Source organism: Pseudomonas sp. J380 (genome assembly GCF_009827115.1).
Lineage (GTDB): Bacteria > Pseudomonadota > Gammaproteobacteria > Pseudomonadales > Pseudomonadaceae > Aquipseudomonas > Aquipseudomonas paracarnis.
The window spans coordinates 4,700,209-4,725,709 of record NZ_CP043060.1 but is presented as its reverse complement, the minus strand read 5'-3'; the positions used below and the strand labels follow the sequence as shown (position 1 = coordinate 4,725,709).

Below are 25,501 nucleotides of genomic sequence, written 5' to 3'. Positions count from 1 at the left end.
GTTGGCTCCATAGTATTTGGTTTCGTACCGCAATCATTTTGGGAGGGGTGAATATTGTCAGCCGAAGGTAGTGCAACGGTGGTCAAGACTGACTCCCCTTGGACGGTTTTTCTGGTGTTCCTGCGACTAGGACTCACCTCTTTTGGAGGCCCGATTGCGCATCTAGCTTACTTTCGCGAAGAATTCGTTGCTCGACGCCAATGGCTGAGCGAGCGCAGTTATGGGGATTTGATTGCCCTATGCCAGTTCTTGCCGGGGCCCGCCAGTAGCCAGGTTGGCATAGGTTTAGGACTATCTCGCGCCGGGTTTCTTGGAGCAGTCGCTGCGTGGGCAGGTTTCACATTGCCTTCGGCAATAATCCTGGTTTTATTCGCTCAGGGTATGTCCGCGTGGGGAGGCGCGTTTCCGAGCGGTCTTTTGCACGGTCTTAAAATTGTCGCGGTGGCTGTCGTTGCTCAAGCCGTCTGGGGTATGGGCCGTAGTCTTTGCACTGACGCGCCTCGAATAACTATCGCCGTGTTTGCTGCTTATGCTGCACTCCTTTGGCCGCATGCCTGGGGACAGATCGGCGTGATTTTCTTCGGCGCCATCATAGGATTGATCCTCTTCAGAACCGATCAGAACCAGGCTACGGAGTCTTTGCCGGTATCGGTGAGTAGGAAAGTCGGTGTGGTGTCTTTGCTGGTGTTCCTCGGCTTGTTAGTTGGTCTGCCATTGCTGGTTCAGCTGTGGCCCTCACAAGCATTAGCTGTGGTAAACGCCTTCTTCCGCGCTGGGTCATTAGTTTTCGGAGGTGGGCATGTTGTGCTGCCGTTGCTTCAGTCGGCGACCGTACCGAACGGATGGGTAGCCAATGACACGTTTCTTGCCGGATATGGTTTAGCACAGGCCGTACCAGGCCCGCTTTTTACCTTCGCAGCATTTCTTGGCGCGTCCATGAGTGCCCAACCTTCTGGTTGGCTCGGGGCTACTGCCTGCGTCATTGCTATTTTTGCTCCTTCGTTCTTGCTCGTAATCGGCGTGCTGCCATTTTGGGAGCAACTGCGGAAAAGCTTACGCACCCAAGCTGCACTTTCAGGCGTAAACGCAGCAGTTGTGGGCCTTCTCCTGGCGGCCTTGTATAACCCAGTCTGGACGAGCGCCATATTGATTCCTGCAGACTTTGGCTTAGCGCTGATAGCGCTTGTGGCTTTGATGTTCTGGAAGGCTCCTCCATGGTTGGTCGTCCTGGCGGGAGGTCTCCTCGGATGGTTACTCGGCATTGAGTTTTGAGGTCGACTAAGCGATTCCGTCAGGACGGGTTGTTTAGCGCACGCTTACAGTGTGCTGAGTTGTTGATGCAGCCGATGGATTTGATGAGCCGAAGGGGGCAGAACTGAGAACATGCATTGCGACCTGAATTTCGCGATTAGCCTTCTACGGTCTGAGCTAGAACTAGACGAAAGAGAAGTCCCCAGGTGAGGTACTCAGATTTCAGACTGCGCATTTTTTTCAAATGGGCTAATGGCGAAAACTGATCCGGGAAAGGTAATGTTCAAATTCTTATTCATGGACGACTTACATGCCAGTCACAATTCGCGCTGCAGTTGTTGCAGATGCACAAGCTATCCAGCGTATTTACGCTCCCATCGTTTCGACAACGGCGATCTCGTTCGAAGAGATTCCGCCAAGCGCTGAGGAAATCGCTCAGCGAATAGCGACGACACTTCAGACATATCCCTACCTGGTGGCCGAAGAAGGTGGGGAGATCAAGGGCTACGCCTATGCCAGCCAACACCGTGCACGTCCGGCATACCGATGGGCCGTTGACGTAACGGTGTACATAGCCGAATCGGCTCGCCGTCAGGGTGTTGGCCGTGAACTCTATGAGACCTTGCTTCCGATCCTTGAAAAACAGTGCTTTCGTGCAGCTTATGCCGGAATCGCACAGCCCAATGAAGGCAGTGTGGGGCTGCACGAGTCGCTGGGATTCGTCCATATCGGCACATATCCGGAGGTAGGCTTCAAGCTTGGGAAATGGCACGACGTCGGCTACTGGCGGCTCGGGCTGTGCCAGGCAACTCCGCCACTGGAGCCTATCCTCTTTCCTGAGCTTGAAGCCGCATCACAGTAGGTACACTCGATTTGCGTCGCGAGCCATCAGGATTCGCTAGTGAGATAGCTTTGGACTTGGTTGACTACATCTCGAGCGGTGCGGGTTACTCCGATCAATGTCGCAGAGGCGAGCCCCGTCCAATCGCCGTAACCCACCAGCCACAGACTGGGTGAAGCAACACTCCGGTTTTCGTTCACAGCCACTTTGCCATCCTGGCCTACAATGCCCAGGCTGTTCAGGTGGTCGAGCGCTGGAGAAAACCCAGTGCACCAGATGACGACATCCACCGCTGTTTCGTCTCCTGATGACCAGACAACGCCTGTTGAAGTGAAGTGCGTGAATGGCCGTACTGCGCTCAATACACCGCGTTCACGAGCGTCCTTCACCGATGGCACCATTACGATGTCGCCCAGCCCCCCAGCGGGGTTTTCAGGCTCCACGCCATCCTGTTGCGCCTTCAATCGAGCAGTAGCTCGTTCGAACAGGACACGCCCATCAACCTCATCAGGTAGAAACTTTGGGGCCTCTTGAGTTACCCAGGTTGCCTGACCCACTTTAGAAACCTCGGCGTAAATCTGGGCTCCCGAGTTGCCACCACCCACGACAAGGACGGCTTTCCCCTCAAACTCATCCGGCCCAACGTAATGAGCGGAATGAAGCTGCTGCCCTACGAACAACTCCTGTCCGGGATAGCTCGGGGTAAATGGGCGGCTCCAGGTGCCTGTTGCACTGATAACCGCTTTGGCATCCCAGTTTCTATCCCCGGAGACAACCCGTAATCCTTCTTCGATTTTCTCGACACGGGTCACCCTGGTGGATCGCATGATGGGGAAGTCATATCGACGCTCGTACAGAGTCAGATAGTCGATAACATCATCACGGTGAGGCGTTTCTTCTGATACGGCAGGCATCGGCCAGCCTGCAATCGAGCTCCATGCCGATGGAGAGAAGAGTCGCAACGAATCCCAGCCATGCCGCCAGGCTCCTCCTGGTGCCGACTCCGCATCGAGCAGCACGTAAGACAAGCTTGTCCGCTTCAAAAAATAGGCGACTGTCAGCGCGGATTGACCACCGCCGATAACCACAACATCAAGTTTCGAATTCTGAATCACCAGCATCCTCCAGGCTCAATCGCGGCACCTCACCGTCGTCGTATCAGACTCTGCGACCGTGCTCATCAATGACCACTTGGCCATCCTCTTTGACGAAACTCCCACGCTGCTCTTGCGGTAACAGGTCGAGGACTGCCTCTGAGGGACGACACAAGCGTGTCCCCAAAGGCGCCACGACGATGGGGCGATTGATCAGGATAGGGTGAGCCATCATGGCATCGATGAGCTTTTCGTCCGTCAGCGATGCATCACCCAATCCCAGCTCTTCGTACGGAGTTCCTTTGATACGCAAAAGAGCCCGCACCCCGATACCCATATCCCCGATGAGCCTGGCAAGTGTGGTGCGATCAGGCGGGGTCTTCAGGTACTCGATAACCGTCGGTTCTTCCCCGCTATTACGGATCAGCTCCAAGGTATTGCGAGAAGTGCCGCATTCGGGGTTGTGGTAGATCGTGATCTGGCTCATATCGCTTCCTCGTGCTGACGTTAGATGGAGCGCTGGTTGACGCGTTTGGACAGCTCTTCGGCGGACTCTTTACGCTCGGAGTACCGATCAACCAAATAATCCTGGCGATCCCGCAACAGCAGGGTGAACTTCATCAGTTCTTCCATCACGTCCACGAGACGGTCGTAGTACGAGGAAGGTTTCATACGGCCTGCTTCATCGAACTCGGTGAACGCCTTGGCCACGGAAGACTGGTTAGGGATGGTAAACATCCGCATCCACCGTCCAAGTACCCGCAGTTGGTTAACCACGTTGAAGGATTGGGAACCGCCACAGACCTGCATCACTGCAAGGGTCTTTCCTTGCGTAGGTCGTACAGCACCTATCGCCAGCGGAACCCAGTCAATTTGGGCTTTGAATACTGCACTCATAGAACCGTGACGCTCAGGGGAGCACCACACCTGCCCCTCAGACCATTGCATCAGCTCGCGCAGCTCAGCGACCTTGGGATGTGTATCGGCAGCGTCATCCGGAAGCGGCAGACCCGATGGGTCAAAGATCTTGGTTTCAGCGCCAAACTCATTCAGCAGGCGTGCCGCCTCTTGCGTGACTAACCGGCTGAATGAGCGCTCTCGCGTTGATCCATACAGCAGAAGAATGCGAGGTTTATGGAGCGAAGGCGTGCGAGGCGACAGTTGCTCCAGCGACGGAATGTCGATCAGGTCGGCGTGTACGTTCGGCAATGTGTCTTGCATATAAACTCCTACGGCGGCGCCTGGTTGGGTGCCGCCTCGGTTGATCTTTAAAGCGAACCGATGCGGTTCAGTTCAGCTTTCAACTGTTCAGCGCTGATGGTCTTCAGTGGCAGCGCAAGAAATGCGCTCACGCGCTCGTGAATTTTGGCGAGTGTGGTTTCAAAAGCTGCGGTGATCTCGGCTTCCGAACCGCTAGCGTCAGACGGGTCGGCCAGACCCCAATGCGCCTTCAAAGCTGGCCCAAAGAAGATTGGGCATGCCTCACCCGCTGCCCGGTCACAGACAGTGATCACGATGTCTGGAGGTGAGCCTTCAAAAGCATCCGAAGCCTTGCTGCTCAAGCCCGCCGTAGAGATACCCGCCGCCTCCAGCGTTTGCAATGCCCGTTGATTCACCCGGCCACTGGGAAAGCTTCCTGAGCTGACGGCTTCTACACCCTCGGGCGCCAAGTGGTTGAAAAGCGCTTCGGACAGAATGCTGCGGCAGCTGTTGTGGGTGCACATGAACAAGACTTTCATCAGACGATTCCTTGATTCAAAAACTGAGGCGCAGTGCCAGGGCGGACAATGTGGCGACGAGGATGGGCACGGTCAGCACGATCCCGGTCTTGAAGTAGTAACCCCAGCTGATCGTTATATTTTTCCGGGCGAGCACGTGCAGCCACAACAGAGTTGCCAAGCTCCCAATTGGGGTGATCTTCGGGCCCAGGTCGCAGCCGATGATGTTGGCGTAAACCATCGCTTGCTGGACAACACCATCGACTTCGGCGGCATGAATGGATAAGGCGCCTACCAAAACGGTGGGCATGTTGTTCATGATCGAAGACAGCAACGCTGTTAGCAGCCCTGTACCAAGGGACGCGCCCCAAACGCCATAACCGGCGAACACGTTCAGGATCTGCGCGATGTGGTCGGTCAGGCCGGCGTTCTTCAGGCCATAAACAACCAGGTACATACCCAAAGAAAAAATCACCACCTGCCATGGCGCCTCTTTGAGCACCTTGCTTGTGTTGATGGCGTGACCACGAGCCGCGATGACGTAAAGAATGAATGCACAGACCGCTGCAATGGCGCTGATTGGCACCCCCAATGGCTCAATGACAAAGAAGCCGATCAGCAGTAGTGCCAGCACCCACCAACCGGCTACAAAAGTGGCCCGGTCGTGGATTGCCTCGTCCGGATTGTCCAGTTGGTTGAGGTCATAGGTCTTTGGTAAATCTTTGCGGAAAAACCACAGCAGCATGGCTAACGTCGCCGCCACGCTGACGATGTTTACCGGCACCATGATCGAAGCATATTCGTTGAAGCCGATATCGAAGTAGTCGGCAGAAACGATGTTGACCAGGTTGGAAACCACCAGCGGTAAGCTCGCCGTATCGGCGATAAAACCGGCTGCCATAACGAATGCCAACGTAGCAGCAGGAGAAAAACGCAGCGCCAGCAACATCGCGATCACAATGGGTGTGAGGATCAATGCTGCTCCGTCATTGGCGAACAGGGCCGACACCGCTGCGCCCAGCAGGACGATAAATGCGAACAGCTTGCGGGTGCTCCCGCCTCCCCATCGGGCGACATGCAGCGCAGCCCATTTGAAAAAGCCTGCCTCATCAAGCAACAGACTAATAATAATGACCGCGATGAACGTTCCGGTAGCGTTCCAGACTATGCGCCAAACCTCCGGTATGTCGGCAAGGGTAACGACACCTGCCAGCAACGCCACGATGGCACCGAACATCGCACTCCAGCCCACCCCCAGCCCCTTGGGCTGCCAGATGACAAGGACGATGGTGGCGATAAAGATCAATACGGCAATCAGCATTTCATTAATCCGGTTGGGCGTGAATCAGCTACACACGGCTTGGTTGATCGGACGGTCGTTCATGCCGCAGAGGCGCTTAGCCTCGGTTTCCAGCCATTGCTGATTGGCGTCTACCACTTCCTTCAAAACTGCAGTCACCCACGCGGGCAAATCAGGATTCAGTCGGTAGTACACCCATTGGCCTTGGCGACGATCCAACAACAAACCGGCAGAGCGCAGCAGCGCCAAATGACGAGAAATCTTCGGCTGACTCAGGTCGAGTGCTGCCGTTAGCTCGCATACACACAGCTCACCTTCACTCACGACAAGCAGCGAAATTTTTGCTCGGGTGTCATCCGCCAGGCACTTGAATAAGGTGGTGGGGTTCAAGGGTTCTGTCATAGATCCTCCAGGTGTTTGGTCTTGACCAAAACGAAGAGCTTGATGCGCTCGTGGATGTCGTGGAGCGAGTGGCGAAATGCGCCAGGATCATCGCTAGTTACTGGGTCAGGAAAATCCCATGCAATGACTTCACCTGCGCCGGGCATTGGTAGGCACTCGCTTGCGGATTTATCACAAAGAGTGATTACGTAATCGAATCGATCAGCTTGAAATTCGCTGAGGGACTTGCTGCGCAGGCCCGTTGCGTCTACTCCAACTGCCTCCAATGCCTGAGTCGTGCGCGGATCAACCTCAGACGGTTCAGATCCTGCGCTGAAGGCCTCGAAGCGCGGGTCGGTGTGCCGCAGCAAAGCCTCTGCAAGCAGGGAGCGGGCTGAGTTGGCAGCGCACACGAAAAGCACTTTGATAGCAGGGCTCATGGTTAAATTCGATGCATATGGAAAATCGAATATACGCTTTGGCGAATATTCGGTAAAGCGAATATGATGGCTGCTGCTTCGGCTTGAGCCGTGACAGTTCCTACAAAGCGGCACCAAGGAGATAAGGGGATGGGCAAGGAGATGATGATCCAGGCAACGAAAATAGCCGGAGGGCAGTCGCAGCGATTTCGCGATGCGCTGAAATCTGCTGACCTTCCAGCAGACGATATTGATCTTCCAGGCCGAACCTTTTTTGAGTTCTCACGGAATGGTGAGACTGTTGGATGGGGAGGGTTTGAAACGCATGGGACAGATGGATTGCTGCGCTCCATGGTCGTAGAGCCGGCGTACAGATCGAAAGGGGTTGGGGCTGAGGTGCTTCGAGTCATTGAAGCAATAGGCGCCGAGCAGGGAATCGCTCGTTTTCATTTGCTGACAACAACTGCATCAGGCTTTTTTGAGCTGCAGGGCTATGCAGCAAACCAACGAGGCTCTGCGCCGCTTCTGATTTCTCAGACGGAGCAGTTCAGGAGGCTTTGCCCTGGCTCGGCTTGCTACATGTGCAAAGCATTATCTGCGAATGCACGAAAGTAGCTGATCACCTTGGTGATGGCTTTTAGCCTCGATGCCAGCTAGATTTGGAGCTTCCTACGATCAAGGATGGATATGAAAAAGCTCATCGCAGTAATGGGGATCTGTGTCGCGAGTTGAAGTCCCTGTTTGGTGAGCCCTACGCCAAGAGTGCTGTCAGCGAGACTGACGAAAAGTGGATCTACACCTACACCAATGGCTCAGCCCATGCCCAAAGCTACGTGGTCACCATGAAGGTGACGACTACGGGCACTCAGAAAACTCTCGACGTCTTGATCCGAAATGACGTGGTCATCAACTACACGTTCAGCGAAGGCCCCGCTCCAGGCAGTACCACTGCGACGAACTAAGTTCGCCTCCTTGCCATTGGGCGACCCGCCGCGCTCATTACGTTGTTGATGGAGCAAGCTCATGGACAGAACATATGCTTTCGTGGATGAGTCCGGGAATTCCGACCTTGATACGTCAAAGGGAGGAAGCTCGGGCTTCTTCATCGTGTGCTCCATTCTGGTGGCAGAGAAAGACCTGGAAGCTGCTTATGCCCAAGCTGAAGAACTCCGAAAGCGTCATTTCCAAACAGGCGAGATCAAATCCAGCAATCTGAAGCCCAAGGATTCAGATCGCCGTGCCCGGATCCTAAACGAGCTAGCCGAGCTGCCATTCAAGCTCTATTTCACCGTCGTTGATAAGTCTCGAATTCACAAAGACGGTGGCCTCCGTATCAAGACCTCGTTCATAAAATACGTGAACGGGTTGCTCTATGAACGCTTGTTCCGCGCATACCCTGACCTCCAGATGATCGTTGACGAGCATGGTGGCCAGGAATTTCAGGAGAGCCTCAAAAGCTACGTTGCAGAACGATTCGTGGACGACCTATTTGGCGATAAGGATGCGTTCCAGACGATGGCCAGTAAGGACAACGTTTTGGTTCAGGTTGCAGATTTTTTTGCTGGATCAGTCGCTCAGATCTACGAAGAGAAAGCATCGGAAGAAGCAGTTCTTGCCTACAAAAAGATCCTACGCAGCCTGACTCTTGGAATGCTTGAGTGGCCATCCAAGTACCAATCTCTTCTGCCACCGCCGACGGATGAATCTGGGTATGCAGACTACCAGGTACACCAAGAAGCTCTCCGCCAGGCTGATCGTTTTAGCGAGCGGGCTGGTGAACACCCTGATGAGGATGAGCGCCTGCAATTGAGTATCCTGCGGTTCTTAAGATTTCAAAGTGAATTCGTCACCAAGGATTACGTGCTGACTACGGAGATCATGGCCCATCTAAAAGACAGCGGATTGGGAGAGGTCAACGGCCAGAGAATCCGATCCAGTGGCATTGCCAAGCTTCGGGATGCGGACGTCATCATCACAAGCGCAGCCAAAGGCTACAAGATTCCTAAGACACGGGCAGACATTAACGAGTTTCTTGAAAGAGCGTCAGGCATTGTTGTTCCTCTGCTGGAACGGGTCAAAAAGGCTCGAGAGGTATATCGGCTGAGTAGTCGAGGAGAATATGACATCGTGACGGCAGCCAACCTGGCTGAGCTTGCCAAGCTGCTCACTGCGCTCGAGGCGTTTGCAGATGACTGAACTCAGTCATGGCAACGAGCCTCGGCAGGCTGCATTGATCCAGGATGAAATCCTAGATATTTTGAAAGAGGCCAAGGTGCTCGCGCATAGATTCTATCGCCTGACCGGCAAGCCGCTGGGCGTGAAAGGCGAGGTCGCAGAGTACGAAGCTGCTACTCGACTCGGCCTGTTACTACATCCTGCAAGGCAGGCAGGTTACGACGCCACAGAGACGCTGGAAGATGGCGTCAAGAGAATCCAGATCAAGGGGCGCTGTATCCTGAACCAGCTAAAGATCACGGGCCGTATGGGTGCAATTGATCTACGACAACCCTTCGATACTGTGCTCTTGGTGCTGCTTGATTGTGAGTTCAACGCATTTGCGATGTACGAAGCGAGTCGTGCCAAGGTAGAGGCAGCATTGACCTTGCCTGGGTCGAAAGCCAGAAATGAGCGGGGAGCGCTGGCGATTAGGCAATTCATGTCGATAGCTACCTTGCGCTGGGCTCGCCATGAGGCCCGCGAATCAGAGAATCTACTTCCCTCCTAGAATCGAGCGCTATTGGTACGTCGTTCTGAGATACATATTTAATGTCCCCAATAAGGCACATTAACCATCATTTTTAGGCTTAATGCTCCCAATCGGGCACATTAAGATGAGAGACAGATTGCGCCGACCAATGACAATTGCTGCTGCACGGGCACGGAAGCGTCATTTGATATCGCGCCCTAGATCAGGGATTTGGCGCTGAATGCTCCACGCTAACAGATGGTCTGGGCGATTGAACCACTAAGATCGAAGAGTGAGATTTCAGTTCATACTGCACATACCAAGGTAGGCATTAGCACTGACATTGGAAAACGGTTCAGTCGGACGCATTGAGCGTTCGGCGCTTTAGGCTTACCTGTTTCGCTCCATTAAAAAGTCAGCGAAGGCATTCGCAGGATTGTGCCCACCTTCATCACCCCCCCTCCCGAGTGCTTCTGGGGTGACATCTGTCGTGGGCCAGACACAACCGCTGACGAAATCATGTAGAAAGCCTAGGCCGTCTAGCTTCATGAAGAACTCATCATTCGTTTCGCCCTTCTGCCGCTTGGTGTAGTAGTACGAAAGCGCGCTGGTGAGAACGTCGGTAAGCTGGATACCATCAGAATCGTGTGAGGCACTGAAGGCCAAAGTATTCAGCCTCAGGGGCAACTCAATCTGGGCGTTTCCGAACCCAATCACTTGTTGCTCTTCAGCCTGTTCTTTGAGCTCGGCGATTGCGGTAAAAAAATCGGCCTGCCGCTCCAGTGGCTCCGAGTCATCGCATATCGCGTCGAACCGCACGTGCTGCCTTCCCCACTCAACACACAGCGAAAAGAAAGCCGGTATCGCAGGGTTGAAGGTACTCTTTGGCAAATCTTGGAGGGCATCCCGGACAATCTCCGAGGTCATGGACAGCACTTCGAGCTCCCATTCCATCGGCAGCGTGCTCTGTGCGGCAGCTTCTTTCATCACCTCCAAATGCTCGTAGAACGCCGTGATTGCTTCATCGCTCTTCTCGCCACACATGTCGTAGTAGACGGAGAGGAATTGATCGAAGTAGGCATGCCCCACTGCCAGAGGAAGACAAGCGAAGAGCATGTTGCTCAGAGCGATGTTTTGGCCGTTCTCATAGAGGTTGAAGTCGAAGTGGTAGTAAAGCAGGGGCTCCAGTAGGTCATCGATCACCTTGGTCAGCAGCATGAACCGCTTGTGAAACACCTGTGCTTTGAAACGCTCAGGCGTCACCAAGTCGGACTGGAATAGCTCAATGATCCGATCTTGTCCTCGCCCAGACTTTCGAAGTTTTTTAAAGTGGATTTCAGCAGCCTGCCTGGAGCGCAGTGGGTGGAGAAGCTGCTCGCACTCTTCAGCGCTGAAGTCACACGAGCCAAGGATAAACAGTGGTTGGTCGAGATCGGCCAGCTGACGTCCTGTGTTACCTGATTCGTCGAAGTAGATTGTTGCCATTTCGCCACCTCATTTTTGGCCTGCAGCGAGTATCAGGCCAAAGCTGGAGGAGAGGAATAGGTCATCGAGAGACGCTCTTGAGGCTGAAAGAGCCAGCTCCAACGTGAGGGCAGCGCAGATGCTGAAGACGGGGCTCCGGGCGATCAAAAGCCCGTTAAAGGGCCCGCAATTCTTGCCCTCGGGAGTTTGTGATCAACAGCACAAGCGGAGCGCGCCGGCCCACGATGGGCCAGAGGCTTGAAGATGGACGCCCGAAGGGCCAAAACCTGGCGAGGCCAGGGTTTGGTTTACGACAGCCGTTCCCGAAGGGGCAAGCCCAAAGCTGACACGTCATCGCCATAAAGCTGCAGTCATGGAGACATTGGGCATGCCCCGTTTGGCGAGGCAGCTCTGTTACCAGCCCAGAATTTTCTCGACCTGAGTGGTGAGCTCAACGCGGTCAGTAACCTTGCTCAACCCCTTGCTATGAAGCGTATCCTCTGCAGCATGCACATCAGCAAGATCCTTCTTACCGTGTTTGCTCAGCAGCTTATCCAAGAAATACAGGACTTCGTAGCCTTCATCCTTGTCCACCTGCCGACGATCTTCCAGGCCTGCAAAAGGCGCGTCGTCATCATCTCGAGTCCAGGTGTAGGTGTAGACATCGGTTTGAAGTTGCGATTTTTTCAGTGTTACAGCCATGTGAACTCCATTTGCGCGATACAGCTGAGGTGGAATGATCGCTCCGTGCGTCCCAAAGCCCCGCCTCATAGGACGAGCACGATGGTGCGTGGGCGCGCCAATCCTGCCTCAGCTTCGGCGCGGTGTCACGGTGTTTAGTGGCTTCTTGCTATCGCGCTTAGGAAGTTCGTGCTGCCTCACCGCAGGTAACCCGCGTAGGCACGTAGGGAGAGATGTTGGTATGAGCAGATCGCTAATAAAAGGGGGAGTGTCGTAAGTCCGATCCAAGGAGGTATGAGTCTTGACGGGCGCTCACGCTTTGCTTACTTGCCTATCGGCTAAACAGTCGGAGGCCAGTTTGATGTCCAGGCTGACATCAGATACGACGCCTGCGCTGAAAGGACTCTCGGAGTTATGAGCAGGTTCCTCTACGATGCCTTTCGGTTCAAGCCGCTCTCGGGCGCTAAAATACTAGGCCCATAAATCATCACCTCCGAACCTTTTTTCTTCAGCTGAGCTGTATAGCTCAAAAAATACTCGTCCTGCCGGTAGTTGGTGTAGATCTCTTTTATCTCGCTCACGTTGTCGTACGAGACAATCCAAGGCTTGTCGATATTCCCAAGCGCGTTAGCGATCTGTACGTGATCGTCGTGTACGTAGAAGTTTCGGTAGAGACCAGAACCCTTGAGGTAATAGGGAGGGTCGAGATAGGTAAGCGATTTATTTGGAAGTGTTGGGATTATATTAGCAATGAAGCCAAGCGCATCTTCGTTGTAAATTTTGATTCGATTCTTATACTTGCCGATTAGCTCTATACGCTTAATAAGTTCAGGCTTATTGAAGCGAACATCTAACTTCCACTTTCCTGCTTGATCTTTCCCACCGATAACGCCGGCCTTCAAGATACCCGAGCGATTAGTGCGATTGAGGAAGAAGGTGGCCATGGCAAGATCAACCACTGAACAATCTTCTGGATTATCAAGTATGGCCTTAAATCTATGCCAATTTTCCATGGTTACAGGCGTGTCGACGATAGCCTTGCTGATATCATCCGTATGATGAACGACCGAATGCCAGAACGCGTAAATAGCCGGATCTAAGTCATTGATATGTATAACGGAGGCGTATTCGTGGAACATAAGTTCCAGAGCAACACCAGCTCCGCCTGCATAGGGTTCGGCATAATGACCATCATGCAAGCCATTCACTTCAAACACCTGCTTTATGAAGTGAGCAAATTTTCCCTTGCCACCAGGGTAGCGTAGCGGTGTAGAAAATACCCTAGAAGCGCCCATGAATCTTATCCCAGCTCGTCAAGCTGTCCATGAGAACACATGCTAGGGCATTTTCCAATGCTTAGCGCCAGATGGCTTCAAGCATAGGCTGGTATTCTTCCGCAATGTCCTTCAGCTCGGATGGTAGGGGGGCGCTATGAGTCCCGTGCACGAACAGGTTGAAGTGATCTACCGATCCAGGTTGGTCGTAGGAGCTTGCACGCTTGAAGATTGCCTTTGCCGCTGGGGCCGCTATTTTCTTTTCGGCTTCCAGATGCTTAACCACCGACTGAACCTTCATGACCAACTTATCACCGTTTCCTCCACCGCGAAGTTCATTGTTGGTGTCCCAACGCAAAACTGTTTTACCTGCATCCTTCTGCATCCTTGCGTATTCATCGCAAGTTGTTTCAATAAACACGCGAAAAGTTATCGCAACTGCGTTAGGGCACTCATCAACCCGCAAGACTGCTCTAAGTTCGTTATATATTGCGTTGATACGAGAGTTTGAGATCTTGAGCGACCAAGGGGTCAAATATTTCCTCGCTCGTGCTTGTGGTTTTGCGCGAATTCCCGGTGGAGTTTGAGGCTCAGGCTTAATATTTTCGGTGCCGTCCGGCTTGCCCGGCTGAGTCCCGCCCGATTGAGGGTCACTGGCTACTCCTGGTCGAGAGCCGTTGTCAGCATCTGGCTGCACGTCAGTGCCTTTTTGAGCGCCAAGGCCACCGTTGCCGTCAATGTTTTGGCCGGCCCCTTTGTTCCCATCTGTGTTTCCGCCATTCGTTGCGCCAGGCTGAACCGGTTTGGCTTTTCCTTTGGCTGCTTCGGCCAAGCTGTCGGGCAGTATTTCCGGTGGAATATGCCCGAGGGTAATCACCTGGTTCTCATACTTGCGCACATCGTTAACGTTGTAACCATGAGATACAAACATATCCAGCATGAACTGTAGCGCTGGCGCAATCTGATCGAGCGGCAGCTGCGGCGTCAGGATCTTATTTTCGACTTTGAGACGGAAGGTGTTTTGCCCGAGCGTAGACGAGAAGATCCGCGTAAGGGTCGTTACGTCGATCTCGAAGACGTCCAGTGCCGCCTTGTTCGTGAAGATGTGCTGGTTGTCGACGATCAGGTTTCTGATCTGGCGGCCAATAGATTCAATGCCAGTTTGGCGTGCCCGGCGTTCGTCTCGAATGTCACTGTCCCAGCCAACCCGTCCTGCCCCCCGATTCTCACCCGTATGCTTTAGCTCAATCCATACATCCCCGTCAGCGCGGGTAGGCACTACGCTGCATTGCAGGCTTTCAGGCACCCCATCCGTCAAACTATGATGGGCCTTTAGAAAGCCTTTATAGCCGCGATCTGCAGGACAAAGGTCGGGACGCTGAAGGATCTTAAGGGCTGTCAGCCGGCGATTCCCTTCAAGGACTATGAAGTTGCCGTCTTCGTCCGGTGTTACAAGCTGCAGCTCTGTCGGGTCGAGACCGTTTTCAACAATATGTTCGGCCAGGCGAAGAATTTTCTTGGCCTCCTCCGGATTTGAGAGCATCAGCTTGATCGCTTCCCGCTGATTCTGGGCGACATCGTTGCCGAATCGCACGTTCTCCTGGTCGAGCTTAATTTGATCCAGGGAGATAACGCGTATATCCCGCATCATTGCGTCAATTTTCATAAATTATCCATTCGGCGATTCGGTGCTGGCGCAATGATAATACAAAGCGCGGACATAGGAGGGTCGCCGTTTCTTGGTCTATCAGCCCTTCGTAGCTGATCGGCTTCGCAGGAGCGGTGTTAACCAATTTTCCCCTCCAAGTTGGTAACATTTAGCATTGAGATTAAAAGGAAAGGAGCAGAAAGGTGCGCCTGGATAATGACAATTTCAGTGAAATTACGGTGCAATTTGGAAAATCCTGCAGCCGTCAGTGAAGCGATGGTGCATGACGTTCATCGCCGAATTGCGCCCGGGCGATGATCAAAGCGGCGACCACCAGCTCCGGAGGGGTTTCGGGGATTGGTGCGGTCAGTTCGTCTGAGGTGAACATTAGACGGTGATTTACACGTCCTGTCACAGGGGAGGTGGGCGCACCCCACCGACCCATCCAAATACAACACCAGGGTTGTACTTAAATAATTTTGGCTACATGATCATCAAGCGGTGATAATCACTGGAATTTACTGGCATTTGACCGTATACATGACCGGACGGACAGTCTACGAGGCGATACTTTACATACCACATAATGGTTCGAGTCCTACTGGGCCCACCACACAAGAAAGCCGCGCATTGCGCGGCTTTTGCGTATCTGACGTTTGACTCAAACAGACAATTCGCGCAGCGCTGCCGTCGCCAAAAAACCTGAACGCGAGGCGTAGCGATGATCCTTTTGCACACGCTCGTCAATTCGATGCAAAAGCTGCTCGGGTAAAGAAGCGTTGAACCGTACCGATTTCCCCAAGTAAGGCGTGAGGTCGAAGTCGACGATCGCCCAGACACCACCGGTGAAGTCGGGATTATCAAGATGAGCATCAACCTCTTGGGCCTGGGGAAGTTTTTCCTCGTCGGCAACCAATCCTTCAAGGTGCAGCGCCAGCGCCTCCCGAACATTATCTAACGCTTCGGAAAACGAAGAGCCCGCCGAGAAGCAGCCTGGTACGTCAGGGACCGTTACGCTGTAGTCCGAATCAGCGTCTTTATGCACTACCACTGGAAATTTCATCGATCCTCCTCTGAACAAGCTCACAGAACTCATTCAAACCATCAGTCAGGCTTAATATTTAAGCCCTGCCGATTTAAAAATACTGTGCAAGGTGCCCGTAGCAATCGCTGACTTAGGGTGAGGGACTGTTACTCGTCCTCGCTTCACTGGGTGTTTGAACTGGTGATGACTACCCTTTACCGCCACCTCAACCCATCCATCCGCAACCAGCAGCTCAATGACCTCTCTACTTCTCATAGCCTCACCTTGCAGTGTGTATATTACACACCGCCCACCGATAGCGCGCTTTTTTTGCACACACAAAACATACCAATGAAAAAACCGCTCAACCGCTCAGCGGCCCCCTGAGAAAACATGATGAAGATGAGGCCCACCGTATCGCCAGCAAACTTCTGTCAGTTTTTATGCACTCTCAGCATTTAGCTCCCCTGCAAACTGAGATTCACGTCTGCATCTCGCCCACGCTAGCCTGTAATATCCCTCGCGAATTACACCCAGCACCGGAGCCCCCCTTGCCCGCCCTAGACGAAATCGACCGCCAACTGATCGCCGCCCTGCAGCTCAACGCCCGTGAAAGCGTGGCCATGCTCGCCAGGCAGTTGGGCATCGCCCGCACCACCGTCACGTCGCGTCTGGCCCGCCTGGAGAAAACCCAGGTCATCACCGGTTACGGCGTGCGCCTGGGCCAGCGCGTTGCGGATGGTGGGTTGCAGGCTTACGTGGGCATTACCGTGCAACCCCGTTCGGGCAAAGAGGTGTTGCGCAGGCTGAGCGCCATGGCGCAAGTGCAGCAGCTGTGCGCGGTGAGTGGGGAGTTCGATTACGTGGCTTGGCTGCGCACCGATTCGCCGGAGCAACTGGACCAATTGCTGGACCAGATCGGCAGTGTCGACGGCGTGGAGAAAACCACCACCTCGATCATCCTCAGTAACAAATTGGATCGCGGACAACCAATCTGACCACTTAACTCGTCACATTGACTAAAACTAGCGCAATCCGACGACATATTGCGCCTTATTAACGCGCGCAACGTTCCCTAAACTGGCTGCCATCTTTTCCTATACTCAACGGGCCCTCCTCCCGCCGAGCCGTCAGTAAGGTCAGCCATGAGCATTCCGTCCAGCACCCTCAGCAAACCCAATCGCCACCCGGGCGATGGCAAGAAACCCATCACCATCTTCGGCCCGGATTTCCCGTTTGCCTTTGATGACTGGATCGAACACCCCGCCGGGCTGGGCAGTATTCCTGCGGCTAACCATGGCGCCGAAGTGGCGATCGTCGGCGCCGGGATCGCGGGCCTGGTGGCGGCCTACGAGCTGATGAAACTCGGGCTCAAGCCCGTGGTGTATGAAGCCTCGAAGATGGGTGGCCGCTTGCGCTCGCAGGCCTTTGAGGGCGCCGAAGGCATCATCGCCGAGCTGGGCGGCATGCGGTTCCCGGTGTCGTCCACGGCGTTCTACCATTACGTGGACAAACTGGGACTGGAAACCAAGCCCTTTCCCAACCCGCTGACGCCGGCGTCTGGCAGCACTGTGATCGATCTGGAAGGCCAGACTCACTACGCGCAAAAACTTTCCGATTTACCGGCACTGTTCCAGGAAGTCGCCGATGCCTGGGCCGACGCCTTGGAGGCCGGTTCGCAGTTCGGCGATATCCAGCAGGCAATCCGCGACCGCGACGTGCCACGGCTCAAGGAACTGTGGAACAAGCTCGTGCCGCTGTGGGATGACCGTACCTTCTACGACTTCGTCGCCACCTCCAAAGCCTTCGCCAAATTGTCCTTCCACCACCGCGAGGTGTTTGGCCAGGTCGGTTTCGGCACCGGCGGCTGGGACTCGGACTTCCCCAACTCCATGCTGGAAATCTTCCGTGTGGTGATGACCAACTGCGATGATCATCAACACTTGATCGTCGGTGGCGTGGCACAAGTGCCCATGGGCATCTGGCGCCATGTGCCGGAACGCTGCGCCCACTGGCCGGCCGGCACCAGCCTGAGCTCGTTGCATAGAGGCGCACCACGGGCAGGCGTGAAGCGCATTGCCCACGCCGCCGAGGGCCGCTTTGCTGTTACTGACAACTATGGCGACACCCGTGAATACGCGGCGGTGCTGACCACCTGTCAAAGCTGGCTGCTGACCACCCAGATCGAATGCGACGAAACCCTGTTCTCACAAAAAATGTGGATGGCCCTGGATCGCACTCGCTACATGCAGTCCTCGAAAACCTTCGTGATGGTTGATCGCCCATTCTGGAAAGACAAAGACCCGCAAACCGGGCGCGACCTGATGAGCATGACCCTCACCGACCGCCTTACCCGTGGCACCTACCTGTTCGATAACGGTGACGACAAGCCGGGGGTGATCTGCCTGTCCTACTCGTGGATGAGCGACGCACTGAAGATGCTGCCCCAGCCTATCGACAAGCGGGTGAAACTGGCCCTCGATGCACTGAAGAAAATCTACCCCAAGGTCGACATCAAGGCGCGCATCATCGGCGACCCGATCACCGTGTCCTGGGAGGCCGACCCGCATTTCCTCGGGGCCTTCAAAGGTGCCTTGCCCGGTCACTATCGTTACAACCAACGGATGTATGCGCACTTCATGCAGAAGGATATGCCCGCCGAACAACGCGGGATATTCATCGCGGGTGATGATGTATCGTGGACGCCTGCCTGGGTCGAAGGCGCGGTACAAACCTCGCTCAACGCGGTATGGGGCATCATGAACCACTTCGGTGGCAGCACCCACCCGGAGAACCCAGGCCCAGGCGACGTGTTCGATGAAATAGGGCCAATCGCCCTGGCAGAATAAGGAGTTGAGCATGCGTGTCGCCCTGTACCAATGCCCGCCGCTGCCGCTGGATGTGGCCGCTAACCTGCAGCGCCTGCACCAGTTGGCCCATGAGGCACACGGCGCCGATGTGCTGGTGCTGCCAGAGATGTTCCTCACCGGCTATAACATTGGCGCCGAAGCCGTTGGCGCACTGGCCGAGGCACAGGATGGGCCATCGGCGCAGGCGATTGCCGAACTGGCGCAAAGTGCCGGGCTGGCGATCCTGTATGGCTACCCGGAACGGGCCGAAGACGGCCAGGTCTACAACGCCGTGCAGTTGATCGACGCCCAGGGCACGCGCCTGTGCAACTACCGCAAGACCCACTTGTTTGGCGATCTTGACCATTCGATGTTCAGCGCCGGCCCCGATGATTTTCCGGTGGTGGAATTGAACGGTTGGAAGGTGGGCATGCTGATTTGCTACGACCTGGAGTTTCCGGAAAACACCCGGCGCCTGGCCCTCGCCGGTGCCGAACTGATTCTGGTGCCCACCGCCAATATGGTGCCGTTCGACTTTGTTGCCGACGTCACCGTGCGGGCGCGAGCCTTTGAAAACCAGTGTTTTGTGGCCTATGCCAACTACTGCGGGCACGAAGGCGAGATTCACTACTGCGGGCAAAGCAGCATTGCCGCGCCGGACGGCCAGCGAATTGCCCAGGCCGGCCTGGATGAAGCCTTGATCGTCGGCACCCTGAATCACCAATCTATTGTCGACGCCCGCGTCGCCAACCACTATCTGCAAGACCGTCGCGCCGAACTCTACGGCGCACTGCACAAGCCCTGACCCATTGGGTTTGCTAGCATAGGCACTTCCCACGCCTCGGAAGTGCCCATGCCTGCGCCGGTTCACCCTCATCCCCTTCACCTGACCCTCGCCAATGGCCTGCGGGTTTGCCTGCGCCATGCGCCACGCTTGAAACGCTGCGCCGCCGTTTTACACGTGGCTGCCGGCAGCCATGACGTGACATTGGCCTGGCCTGGGCTGGCGCATTTTCTTGAGCACTTGTTGTTTCTCGGTACCGAGCGTTTTCCAGCCGGCGAAGGGCTGATGGCCTACGTGCAGCGCCACGGTGGGCAGGTCAACGCCAGCACCCGTGAGCGCACCACCGAGTTCTTCTTTGAACTGCCGGTGCCGGTTTTTGCAGACGGGCTGGCGCGTTTGGCGGATATGCTGGCTCACCCGCGCCTGGCCCTCGACGATCAACAACGTGAACGCGAAGTGCTGGAGGCGGAGTTCATCGCCTGGTCCCAGGATGCCAAGGCCCAACAGCAAGTGGCGCTGCTGCAAGGCTTGGCGGCGGATCATCCCCTGCGCGGTTTTCATGCCGGCAACCGCGACAGCCTGCCGGTGGAAAGCGACGACTTTCAGCATGCCTTGCGAGGGTTCCATACACGCTTTTATCAAAGCGGGCAGATGACCTTGAGCCTCGCCGGTCCACAATCGCTGGCCGACCTGCAGGCCTTGGCCCAGCAGTTCAGTGGCCAACTGACGCCCGGCCCATTGCACCCGCAGGCCGCTCCACCGGCCTTGATGCATGGCCCGGCACACCGTTATCAGCACGTCGCCGGCCAACACCTGCATCAGGTCATTACCTGTAACGCGCCACGGGAAGCGCTGGCGTTTCTCTGCACCTGGCTCAACGCCTCGGCCCCCGGTGGGTTGCTCGCCGAGCTGCAAGCACGACGACTGGCCACCGCGCTGCAGGCGTCCGTGCTGTACCAATTCGCGGATCAAGCCGTGCTGGATATCCACTTCACTCTCGGCAGCGCGCGCGAACCGGCCACGTCGATCGAAGAGTTGCTGCACGACTGGCTGAGTTTCTTCGCACACAGCGACTGGACAGCATTACGCGAAGAGTTCGCCTTGCTCAATGCTCGCCAGCAACAGGTCCAAGGCGCCCTGGCGTTGGCGCGCAACGATGCCCAAGACTTGTCGGAACAAGGCGCCGCAGTCCTCAAGGCCATGCTCGACTCACTGCACCTGCCCGCCTCCCGGCACCCTTGGCAACTGCCGCCCAATAACCCTTTGCTTCGTGCGCCCGCCAAGGAAGAACGCGCCGGCCTGATTCGCGGCCAAACCAGCGCCCACCGTGGCTTGCGTACCTTTGCTCAGGATCGCTCACGGGGCCGACGGGAACTGTCAGCGTTGACCTTCAGCCAGGCTTTGGCGGATGACACTGGCGAAGGCGCGCTGTACCTGCGCTGGCGGTTTGACTCGGCGGTACCCACCGGGCTGGAAAGCCTGTTGCGGCCGTTGCGCGAACAGGCACGGCAGGCGGGCGTCGAGTTGTCTTGCGAAACGATCGCCACTGACTGGCAAGTTAAGATGCACGGCCTCCACGAGCCCATGCCGGCGGTGCTCGAAGCGTTGGCGCGGTGTCTGAGTGACTCGGATGAACCTTTGCCACTGACCGCTCCCGTGCCGATGATCGCCATCCGGGAACTGCTCAAGGCGTTGCCCGCTTGCTGCGCGGGTGTTCAGCCCGAGCCTCAGGAGACAACAGCATCATGGGCTACCGCGCGCTGGCAGGCGCTGGGCGCTGGCCTGCCCACCGCCTGTGAAGCCGCGATCAAAGCCGCAGCGGCCCGGCTGCCTGGGCAACCGGCAAGCGTGCCTTATACACCTCACGTCCTTGACGGACAAAAGCGCTGGCACGCAGTCAGCACCGAATCCAGCGAAGCAGCGCTACTGTTATTCTGCCCGACGCCGACTCAATCCCTAGCCGATGAAGCCAACTGGCGGTTGCTCGGGCACGTGCTCCAGGGGCCGTTCTACCAGCGCTTGAGAGTCGAACTGCAAATCGGCTACGCCGTGTTCAGCGGCATCCGACAGATCAACGGCCAAACAGGCCTGTTGTTTGGGGTGCAGTCGCCCACCCTCTCCCTAGACGGCATCGTCCAACAGTTGCAGGCCTTCCTGGGGCAACTGCCGTCGTTGATCGAGCGCAGTCCCGACTTGGGTAACCAGGCCCTCGCACAGCAGTTCGCGGCCCAGACGCTGCCTATCAACGAAGCTGCCGACTTGCTCTGGCATGCGCACCTGGCAGGCCATTCGTCGGGTTATCTGGATCAGCTTCAACAGTTGATCCAAGCGTGCACACGCGAGGATGTGCAGCGCGCCGCGCAACAACTCAATAACGCCGCAGGCGGCTGGCAATGTGTGGCCAACGGGCCGCGCATCAGCGACGACTGGCAAGCAGCGCCGTGATCATTGCCAACCCTGCAACAGGCTTTCTCCACCGAGACAGCGCTAACTTGAATAAAATTGCGTAACATTGCGCAGCAATATCTGAACATCTCCAATGGGAGGTGGACTATATGTATTACTTGGTAGTGAACGTCCCATCCCTTGATAGGAGTAAGAATATGACCTGGTCCAAACCTGCTTACACTGATCTGCGTATTGGTTTCGAAGTCACCATGTACTTCGCCAGCCGTTAATTGGCTGAGTGACACAACGCCTCGGTTCGCCCGGGGCGTTTTTGTTTTGAGCTGTGCTTGATGGAGCGATCATGTTTGTCCAGATTCTAGGTTCCGCCGCCGGCGGTGGCTTCCCGCAGTGGAACTGCAACTGCGTGAACTGCGCAGGTTTTCGCGATGGCAGCCTGCGGGCCCAGGCGCGTACCCAGTCGTCCATCGCGATCTCCGACGATGGCGTGAATTGGGTGCTCTGCAATGCCTCGCCGGATATCCGCGCGCAACTCCAGGGTTTTGCGCCCATGCAACCGGGCCGCGCCCTGCGCGATACCGGCATCAGCGCAATCATCCTCATGGACAGCCAGATCGACCACACCACCGGCCTGCTGAGCCTGCGCGAAGGCTGCCCGCACCAGGTGTGGTGCACCGACATGGTCCACGAAGACCTGAGCACCGGTTTCCCGTTGTTCACCATGCTGACCCACTGGAACGGTGGCCTGGCCTGGAACCGCATCGAACTGGACGCCAGCTTCACCATCCCGGCCTGCCCCAACCTGCGCTTCACCCCGCTGCCGCTGCGCAGCGCAGCACCACCCTATTCGCCGCACCGCTTCGACCCGCACCCCGGTGACAACATCGGTCTGATCGTCGAAGACCTGCGCACCAACGGCAAATTGTTCTACGCCCCGGGCCTGGGCAAGGTCGACGCACCGCTGCTGGACATCATGGCCGGCAGTGACTGTCTGCTGGTTGACGGCACGATGTGGGACGACGATGAAATGCAGCGCCGTGGCGTCGGCACCCGCACCGGGCGTGAGATGGGCCACCTGGCACAGAACGGCCCCGGCGGCATGCTTGAAGTGCTGGAGCAACTGCCCAAACAGCGCAAAGTGCTTATCCACATCAACAACACCAACCCTATCCTCGATGAAGACTCCCCTGAGCGAGCGGAGCTGGTGCGGCGCAATGTCGAAGTGGCTTACGACGGCATGAGTATTGAATTGTAGGAGCGATCGAAATGACCGACACACCGTTGAGCAAGGCTGAGTTCGAAGCGGCCCTGCGCGCCAAGGGCGCCTTCTACCATATCCATCACCCTTACCATGTGGCGATGTACGAAGGCCGCGCCAGCCGTGAGCAGATCCAGGGCTGGGTCGCCAATCGTTTCTACTATCAGGTGAATATCCCGCTGAAAGACGCGGCGATCCTGGCCAACTGCCCAGACCGTGAAATCCGTCGCGAATGGATCCAGCGCCTGCTCGACCATGACGGCGCGCCCGGTGAAGACGGCGGTATCGAAGCCTGGCTGCGCCTGGGCCAGGCCGTGGGCCTGGACCCCGACCAACTGCGCTCCCAGGAGTTGGTGCTGCCCGGCGTACGCTTCGCCGTGGACGCCTATGTCAATTTCGCCCGCCGCGCCAGCTGGCAAGAAGCCGCCAGCAGCTCGTTGACCGAGCTGTTCGCGCCACAAATCCACCAGTCACGCCTCGACAGTTGGCCCCAGCATTACCCGTGGATCGACCCGGCCGGTTACGAGTACTTCCGCACACGACTGGGCCAGGCCCGTCGCGATGTGGAACACGGCTTGGCGATCACCCTGCAGCACTACACCACCCGCGAGGGGCAGGAGCGCATGCTGGAAATTCTCCAGTTCAAACTGGACATCCTCTGGAGCATGCTGGACGCCATGAGCATGGCCTATGAACTCAAACGCCCGCCGTATCACAGCGTGACCGAACAGCGGGTATGGCATAAAGGGATCACCCTATGAGCTTTGATCGCAGCAAAAAACCGACCTGGCGCCAGGGCTATCGCTACCAGTACGAGCCTGCACAGAAAGGCCACGTGTTGCTCTACCCCGAAGGCATGATCAAGCTCAACGATAGCGCCGCATTGATCGGTGGCCTGATCGACGGCGAGCGCGACGTTGCGGCAATCATTGCCGAGCTGGATAAGCAGTTCCCCGGTGTGCCAGAGCTGAGTGACGACATCGAGCAATTCATGGAGGTCGCCCGTGCTGAGCACTGGATCACCCTTGCCTGAAAAGCCAGCCATAGGCCTGCCTCTGTGGCTGCTGGCCGAGCTGACCTATCGCTGCCCGCTGCAGTGCCCGTATTGCTCCAACCCGCTGGATTTCGCCGAGCAGGGCAAAGAGCTGAGCACCGAACAATGGATCAAGGTATTTCGCGAAGCCCGTGAAATGGGTGCTGCGCAGTTGGGTTTTTCCGGCGGCGAGCCGCTGGTGCGCCAGGACTTGGCCGAGCTGATCGGCGAGGCTCGCAAGCTGGGTTTCTACACCAACCTGATCACCTCTGGCATCGGCCTCACCGAACAAAAAATCAGCGACTTCAAGAAAGCCGGCCTGGACCATATCCAGATCAGCTTCCAGGCCAGTGACGAACAGGTGAACAACCTGCTGGCCGGCTCCAAAAAAGCCTTCGCGCAAAAACTGGAAATGGCCCGAGCGGTGAAAGCCCACGGCTACCCGATGGTGCTGAACTTCGTCACCCATCGCCACAATATCGACAAGATCGACCGCATCATCGAGCTGTGCATTGCGCTGGAAGCGGATTTCGTCGAACTCGCCACCTGCCAGTTCTACGGCTGGGCACAGCTCAACCGCGTGGGCTTGCTGCCCACCCGCGAGCAGTTGGTGCGCGCCGAACGCATCACCAATGAATACCGTGCCAAGCTGGAAGCCGAAGGCCACCCTTGCAAGCTGATCTTCGTGACACCGGATTATTACGAGGAGCGACCCAAAGCCTGCATGAATGGCTGGGGCAGCATCTTCCTGACAGTCACACCCGACGGCACCGCCCTGCCCTGCCACGGCGCGAGGCAGATGCCCGTGCAGTTTCCCAATGTGCGCGACCACAGCATGCAGCACATCTGGTACGACTCGTTTGGCTTCAATCGCTTTCGTGGCTACGACTGGATGCCTGAGCCATGCCGTTCATGCGACGAAAAAGAAAAGGACTTCGGCGGCTGCCGTTGCCAGGCCTTCATGCTCACTGGTGACGCCAGCAATGCCGACCCTGTATGCAGCAAGTCCGAGCAGCACGGCATCATCCTGCAAGCGCGGGAAGAGGCCGAACATGCCACCCAGACCATCGAGCAACTTGCCTTTCGCAATGAGCGCAACTCAAGGCTCATTGCAAAAGGCTGAGGGCCTCAACGCTTGGCGATGATGTACACCGCGTGGATGATGCCAGGGAAGTAACCGCACAGGGTCAGCAGGATATTCAGCCAGAATGCACCGCCGAAACCTACTTGCAGGAACACACCCAATGGCGGCAGCAGAATGGCGATGATGATACGAATGATGTCCATGGGTCAGCTCCAGAAAATCGGCTCGTGTGAGCCGTGTAGCTAATCGACCTTGGCGGTTCGTGAGGGTTCAGTGGATTCTGGCATTGGGCCATCTCAGGTCAGA

The 25,501-nt window shown here is 56.2% G+C and carries 28 protein-coding genes and 1 pseudogene; 15 read left to right on the top strand and 14 right to left on the bottom strand.

What is annotated here, in order from left to right; genetic code table 11:
• Positions 1-78: 78 nt before the first annotated feature.
• Together chrA and FXO12_RS21415 are read left to right on the top strand one after the other, a co-directional pair.
• Positions 79-1,272 (top strand): chromate efflux transporter, encoded by a 1,194-nt coding sequence (chrA, locus tag FXO12_RS21420; protein WP_032894874.1) that lies wholly within the window; start codon positions 79-81, stop codon positions 1,270-1,272.
• A 289-nt stretch (positions 1,273-1,561) separates the two neighbouring features.
• Positions 1,562-2,113: an arsinothricin resistance N-acetyltransferase ArsN1 family B gene (locus tag FXO12_RS21415; RefSeq protein ID WP_032894875.1), complete on the top strand. Its 552-nt coding sequence runs from the start codon at positions 1,562-1,564 to the stop codon at positions 2,111-2,113.
• Positions 2,114-2,139: 26 nt separating this feature from the next.
• Here the strand turns inward: FXO12_RS21415 and FXO12_RS21410 are convergent, their stop codons facing one another.
• Genes FXO12_RS21410 through FXO12_RS21380 form a run of 7 tightly spaced genes read right to left on the bottom strand, consistent with a single transcriptional unit; the run spans position 2,140 to position 7,025 of the window.
• Positions 2,140-3,213: an ArsO family NAD(P)H-dependent flavin-containing monooxygenase gene (locus FXO12_RS21410; protein ID WP_032894876.1), complete on the bottom strand. Its 1,074-nt coding sequence runs from the start codon at positions 3,211-3,213 to the stop codon at positions 2,140-2,142.
• Between the two features lie 37 nt (positions 3,214-3,250).
• Positions 3,251-3,673, bottom strand: a complete 423-nt coding sequence (gene arsC, locus FXO12_RS21405; protein ID WP_032894877.1) for an arsenate reductase (glutaredoxin) — start codon at positions 3,671-3,673, stop codon at positions 3,251-3,253.
• A gap of 20 nt (positions 3,674-3,693) precedes the next feature.
• On the bottom strand, positions 3,694-4,407 hold the full coding sequence (gene arsH / locus FXO12_RS21400; protein ID WP_038443860.1) for an arsenical resistance protein ArsH: 714 nt from the start codon (positions 4,405-4,407) through the stop codon (positions 3,694-3,696).
• Positions 4,408-4,454: 47 nt separating this feature from the next.
• Positions 4,455-4,925, bottom strand: coding sequence for an arsenate reductase ArsC (locus FXO12_RS21395; RefSeq protein WP_003395039.1), 471 nt, complete (start codon positions 4,923-4,925; stop codon positions 4,455-4,457).
• A 16-nt stretch (positions 4,926-4,941) separates the two neighbouring features.
• Entirely contained in the window at positions 4,942-6,225 is a 1,284-nt protein-coding gene (locus FXO12_RS21390) for an arsenic transporter (protein WP_007247284.1), read from the bottom strand.
• A 24-nt stretch (positions 6,226-6,249) separates the two neighbouring features.
• Positions 6,250-6,606, bottom strand: coding sequence for a metalloregulator ArsR/SmtB family transcription factor (locus tag FXO12_RS21385; RefSeq protein ID WP_032894886.1), 357 nt, complete (start codon positions 6,604-6,606; stop codon positions 6,250-6,252).
• Entirely contained in the window at positions 6,603-7,025 is a 423-nt protein-coding gene (locus FXO12_RS21380) for an arsenate reductase ArsC (protein WP_038443865.1), read from the bottom strand. Before FXO12_RS21380 ends, FXO12_RS21385 begins: the two co-directional genes overlap by 4 nt.
• 129 nt (positions 7,026-7,154) lie before the next feature.
• Here FXO12_RS21380 and arsN2 point away from each other — a divergent pair, with 129 nt between their 5' ends.
• The 4 genes and pseudogenes from arsN2 to FXO12_RS21360 all read left to right on the top strand — a co-directional run bounded on the left by arsN2 (position 7,155) and on the right by FXO12_RS21360 (position 9,729).
• Positions 7,155-7,619: an arsenic resistance N-acetyltransferase ArsN2 gene (gene arsN2, locus FXO12_RS21375; RefSeq protein ID WP_038443867.1), complete on the top strand. Its 465-nt coding sequence runs from the start codon at positions 7,155-7,157 to the stop codon at positions 7,617-7,619.
• A gap of 110 nt (positions 7,620-7,729) precedes the next feature.
• A pseudogene (locus FXO12_RS21370) lies at positions 7,730-7,966 on the top strand (hypothetical protein); the annotation flags it as partial.
• A gap of 61 nt (positions 7,967-8,027) precedes the next feature.
• Positions 8,028-9,200, top strand: coding sequence for a DUF3800 domain-containing protein (locus tag FXO12_RS21365; RefSeq protein WP_160049745.1), 1,173 nt, complete (start codon positions 8,028-8,030; stop codon positions 9,198-9,200).
• Positions 9,193-9,729 (top strand): hypothetical protein, encoded by a 537-nt coding sequence (locus FXO12_RS21360; RefSeq protein WP_160049744.1) that lies wholly within the window; start codon positions 9,193-9,195, stop codon positions 9,727-9,729. Before FXO12_RS21365 ends, FXO12_RS21360 begins: the two co-directional genes overlap by 8 nt.
• A gap of 351 nt (positions 9,730-10,080) precedes the next feature.
• On the opposite strand, the gene FXO12_RS21355 is transcribed toward FXO12_RS21360, so the two are convergent.
• The 6 genes from FXO12_RS21355 to FXO12_RS21330 all read right to left on the bottom strand — a co-directional run bounded on the left by FXO12_RS21355 (position 10,081) and on the right by FXO12_RS21330 (position 16,057).
• A complete protein-coding gene (locus tag FXO12_RS21355) occupies positions 10,081-11,175 on the bottom strand; it encodes a DUF3800 domain-containing protein (RefSeq protein WP_160049743.1) in 1,095 nt (364 codons plus the stop codon).
• 393 nt (positions 11,176-11,568) lie between these two features.
• Complete coding sequence (locus FXO12_RS21350; protein WP_160049742.1) at positions 11,569-11,856, bottom strand: hypothetical protein; 288 nt, start codon at positions 11,854-11,856, stop codon at positions 11,569-11,571.
• A 407-nt stretch (positions 11,857-12,263) separates the two neighbouring features.
• Entirely contained in the window at positions 12,264-13,130 is an 867-nt protein-coding gene (locus tag FXO12_RS21345; RefSeq protein ID WP_160049741.1) for a DNA adenine methylase, read from the bottom strand.
• A 61-nt stretch (positions 13,131-13,191) separates the two neighbouring features.
• Entirely contained in the window at positions 13,192-14,775 is a 1,584-nt protein-coding gene (locus FXO12_RS21340; protein WP_218580326.1) for a hypothetical protein, read from the bottom strand.
• Positions 14,776-15,418: 643 nt separating this feature from the next.
• Positions 15,419-15,820, bottom strand: coding sequence for a type II toxin-antitoxin system HicB family antitoxin (locus FXO12_RS21335; protein WP_034133907.1), 402 nt, complete (start codon positions 15,818-15,820; stop codon positions 15,419-15,421).
• Positions 15,821-15,871: 51 nt separating this feature from the next.
• Positions 15,872-16,057, bottom strand: coding sequence for a type II toxin-antitoxin system HicA family toxin (locus FXO12_RS21330; protein ID WP_082631615.1), 186 nt, complete (start codon positions 16,055-16,057; stop codon positions 15,872-15,874).
• 275 nt (positions 16,058-16,332) lie between these two features.
• Between FXO12_RS21330 and FXO12_RS21325 the strand changes: the two genes are divergently transcribed.
• The 9 genes from FXO12_RS21325 to pqqE all read left to right on the top strand — a co-directional run bounded on the left by FXO12_RS21325 (position 16,333) and on the right by pqqE (position 25,234).
• Positions 16,333-16,779 carry an Lrp/AsnC family transcriptional regulator gene (locus tag FXO12_RS21325; protein WP_003194755.1) on the top strand — a complete coding sequence of 149 codons (447 nt, stop codon included), beginning with the start codon at positions 16,333-16,335 and terminating at the stop codon, positions 16,777-16,779.
• Positions 16,780-16,926: 147 nt separating this feature from the next.
• Positions 16,927-18,630, top strand: coding sequence for an NAD(P)/FAD-dependent oxidoreductase (locus tag FXO12_RS21320; RefSeq protein WP_057976576.1), 1,704 nt, complete (start codon positions 16,927-16,929; stop codon positions 18,628-18,630).
• A 10-nt stretch (positions 18,631-18,640) separates the two neighbouring features.
• Positions 18,641-19,435 carry a carbon-nitrogen hydrolase family protein gene (locus FXO12_RS21315; protein ID WP_057976574.1) on the top strand — a complete coding sequence of 265 codons (795 nt, stop codon included), beginning with the start codon at positions 18,641-18,643 and terminating at the stop codon, positions 19,433-19,435.
• 48 nt (positions 19,436-19,483) lie between these two features.
• The gene (gene pqqF, locus FXO12_RS21310; RefSeq protein ID WP_082631545.1) at positions 19,484-21,859 is read left to right on the top strand and encodes a pyrroloquinoline quinone biosynthesis protein PqqF; all 2,376 of its coding nucleotides are present in this window, start codon (positions 19,484-19,486) and stop codon (positions 21,857-21,859) included.
• Positions 21,860-22,017: 158 nt separating this feature from the next.
• On the top strand, positions 22,018-22,092 hold the full coding sequence (pqqA, locus tag FXO12_RS21305; protein WP_003194766.1) for a pyrroloquinoline quinone precursor peptide PqqA: 75 nt from the start codon (positions 22,018-22,020) through the stop codon (positions 22,090-22,092).
• Positions 22,093-22,163: 71 nt separating this feature from the next.
• Complete coding sequence (gene pqqB, locus FXO12_RS21300; protein ID WP_057976573.1) at positions 22,164-23,075, top strand: pyrroloquinoline quinone biosynthesis protein PqqB; 912 nt, start codon at positions 22,164-22,166, stop codon at positions 23,073-23,075.
• 11 nt (positions 23,076-23,086) lie between these two features.
• The gene (gene pqqC, locus FXO12_RS21295) at positions 23,087-23,839 is read left to right on the top strand and encodes a pyrroloquinoline-quinone synthase PqqC (protein ID WP_003194770.1); all 753 of its coding nucleotides are present in this window, start codon (positions 23,087-23,089) and stop codon (positions 23,837-23,839) included.
• Positions 23,836-24,111, top strand: coding sequence for a pyrroloquinoline quinone biosynthesis peptide chaperone PqqD (pqqD, locus tag FXO12_RS21290; protein ID WP_034128838.1), 276 nt, complete (start codon positions 23,836-23,838; stop codon positions 24,109-24,111). Before pqqC ends, pqqD begins: the two co-directional genes overlap by 4 nt.
• Entirely contained in the window at positions 24,104-25,234 is a 1,131-nt protein-coding gene (gene pqqE, locus FXO12_RS21285) for a pyrroloquinoline quinone biosynthesis protein PqqE (protein ID WP_052200001.1), read from the top strand. Before pqqD ends, pqqE begins: the two co-directional genes overlap by 8 nt.
• 5 nt (positions 25,235-25,239) lie before the next feature.
• Here the strand turns inward: pqqE and FXO12_RS21280 are convergent, their stop codons facing one another.
• A complete protein-coding gene (locus FXO12_RS21280) occupies positions 25,240-25,398 on the bottom strand; it encodes a YqaE/Pmp3 family membrane protein (protein WP_003194776.1) in 159 nt (52 codons plus the stop codon).
• Between the last annotated feature and the right edge of the window lie 103 nt (positions 25,399-25,501).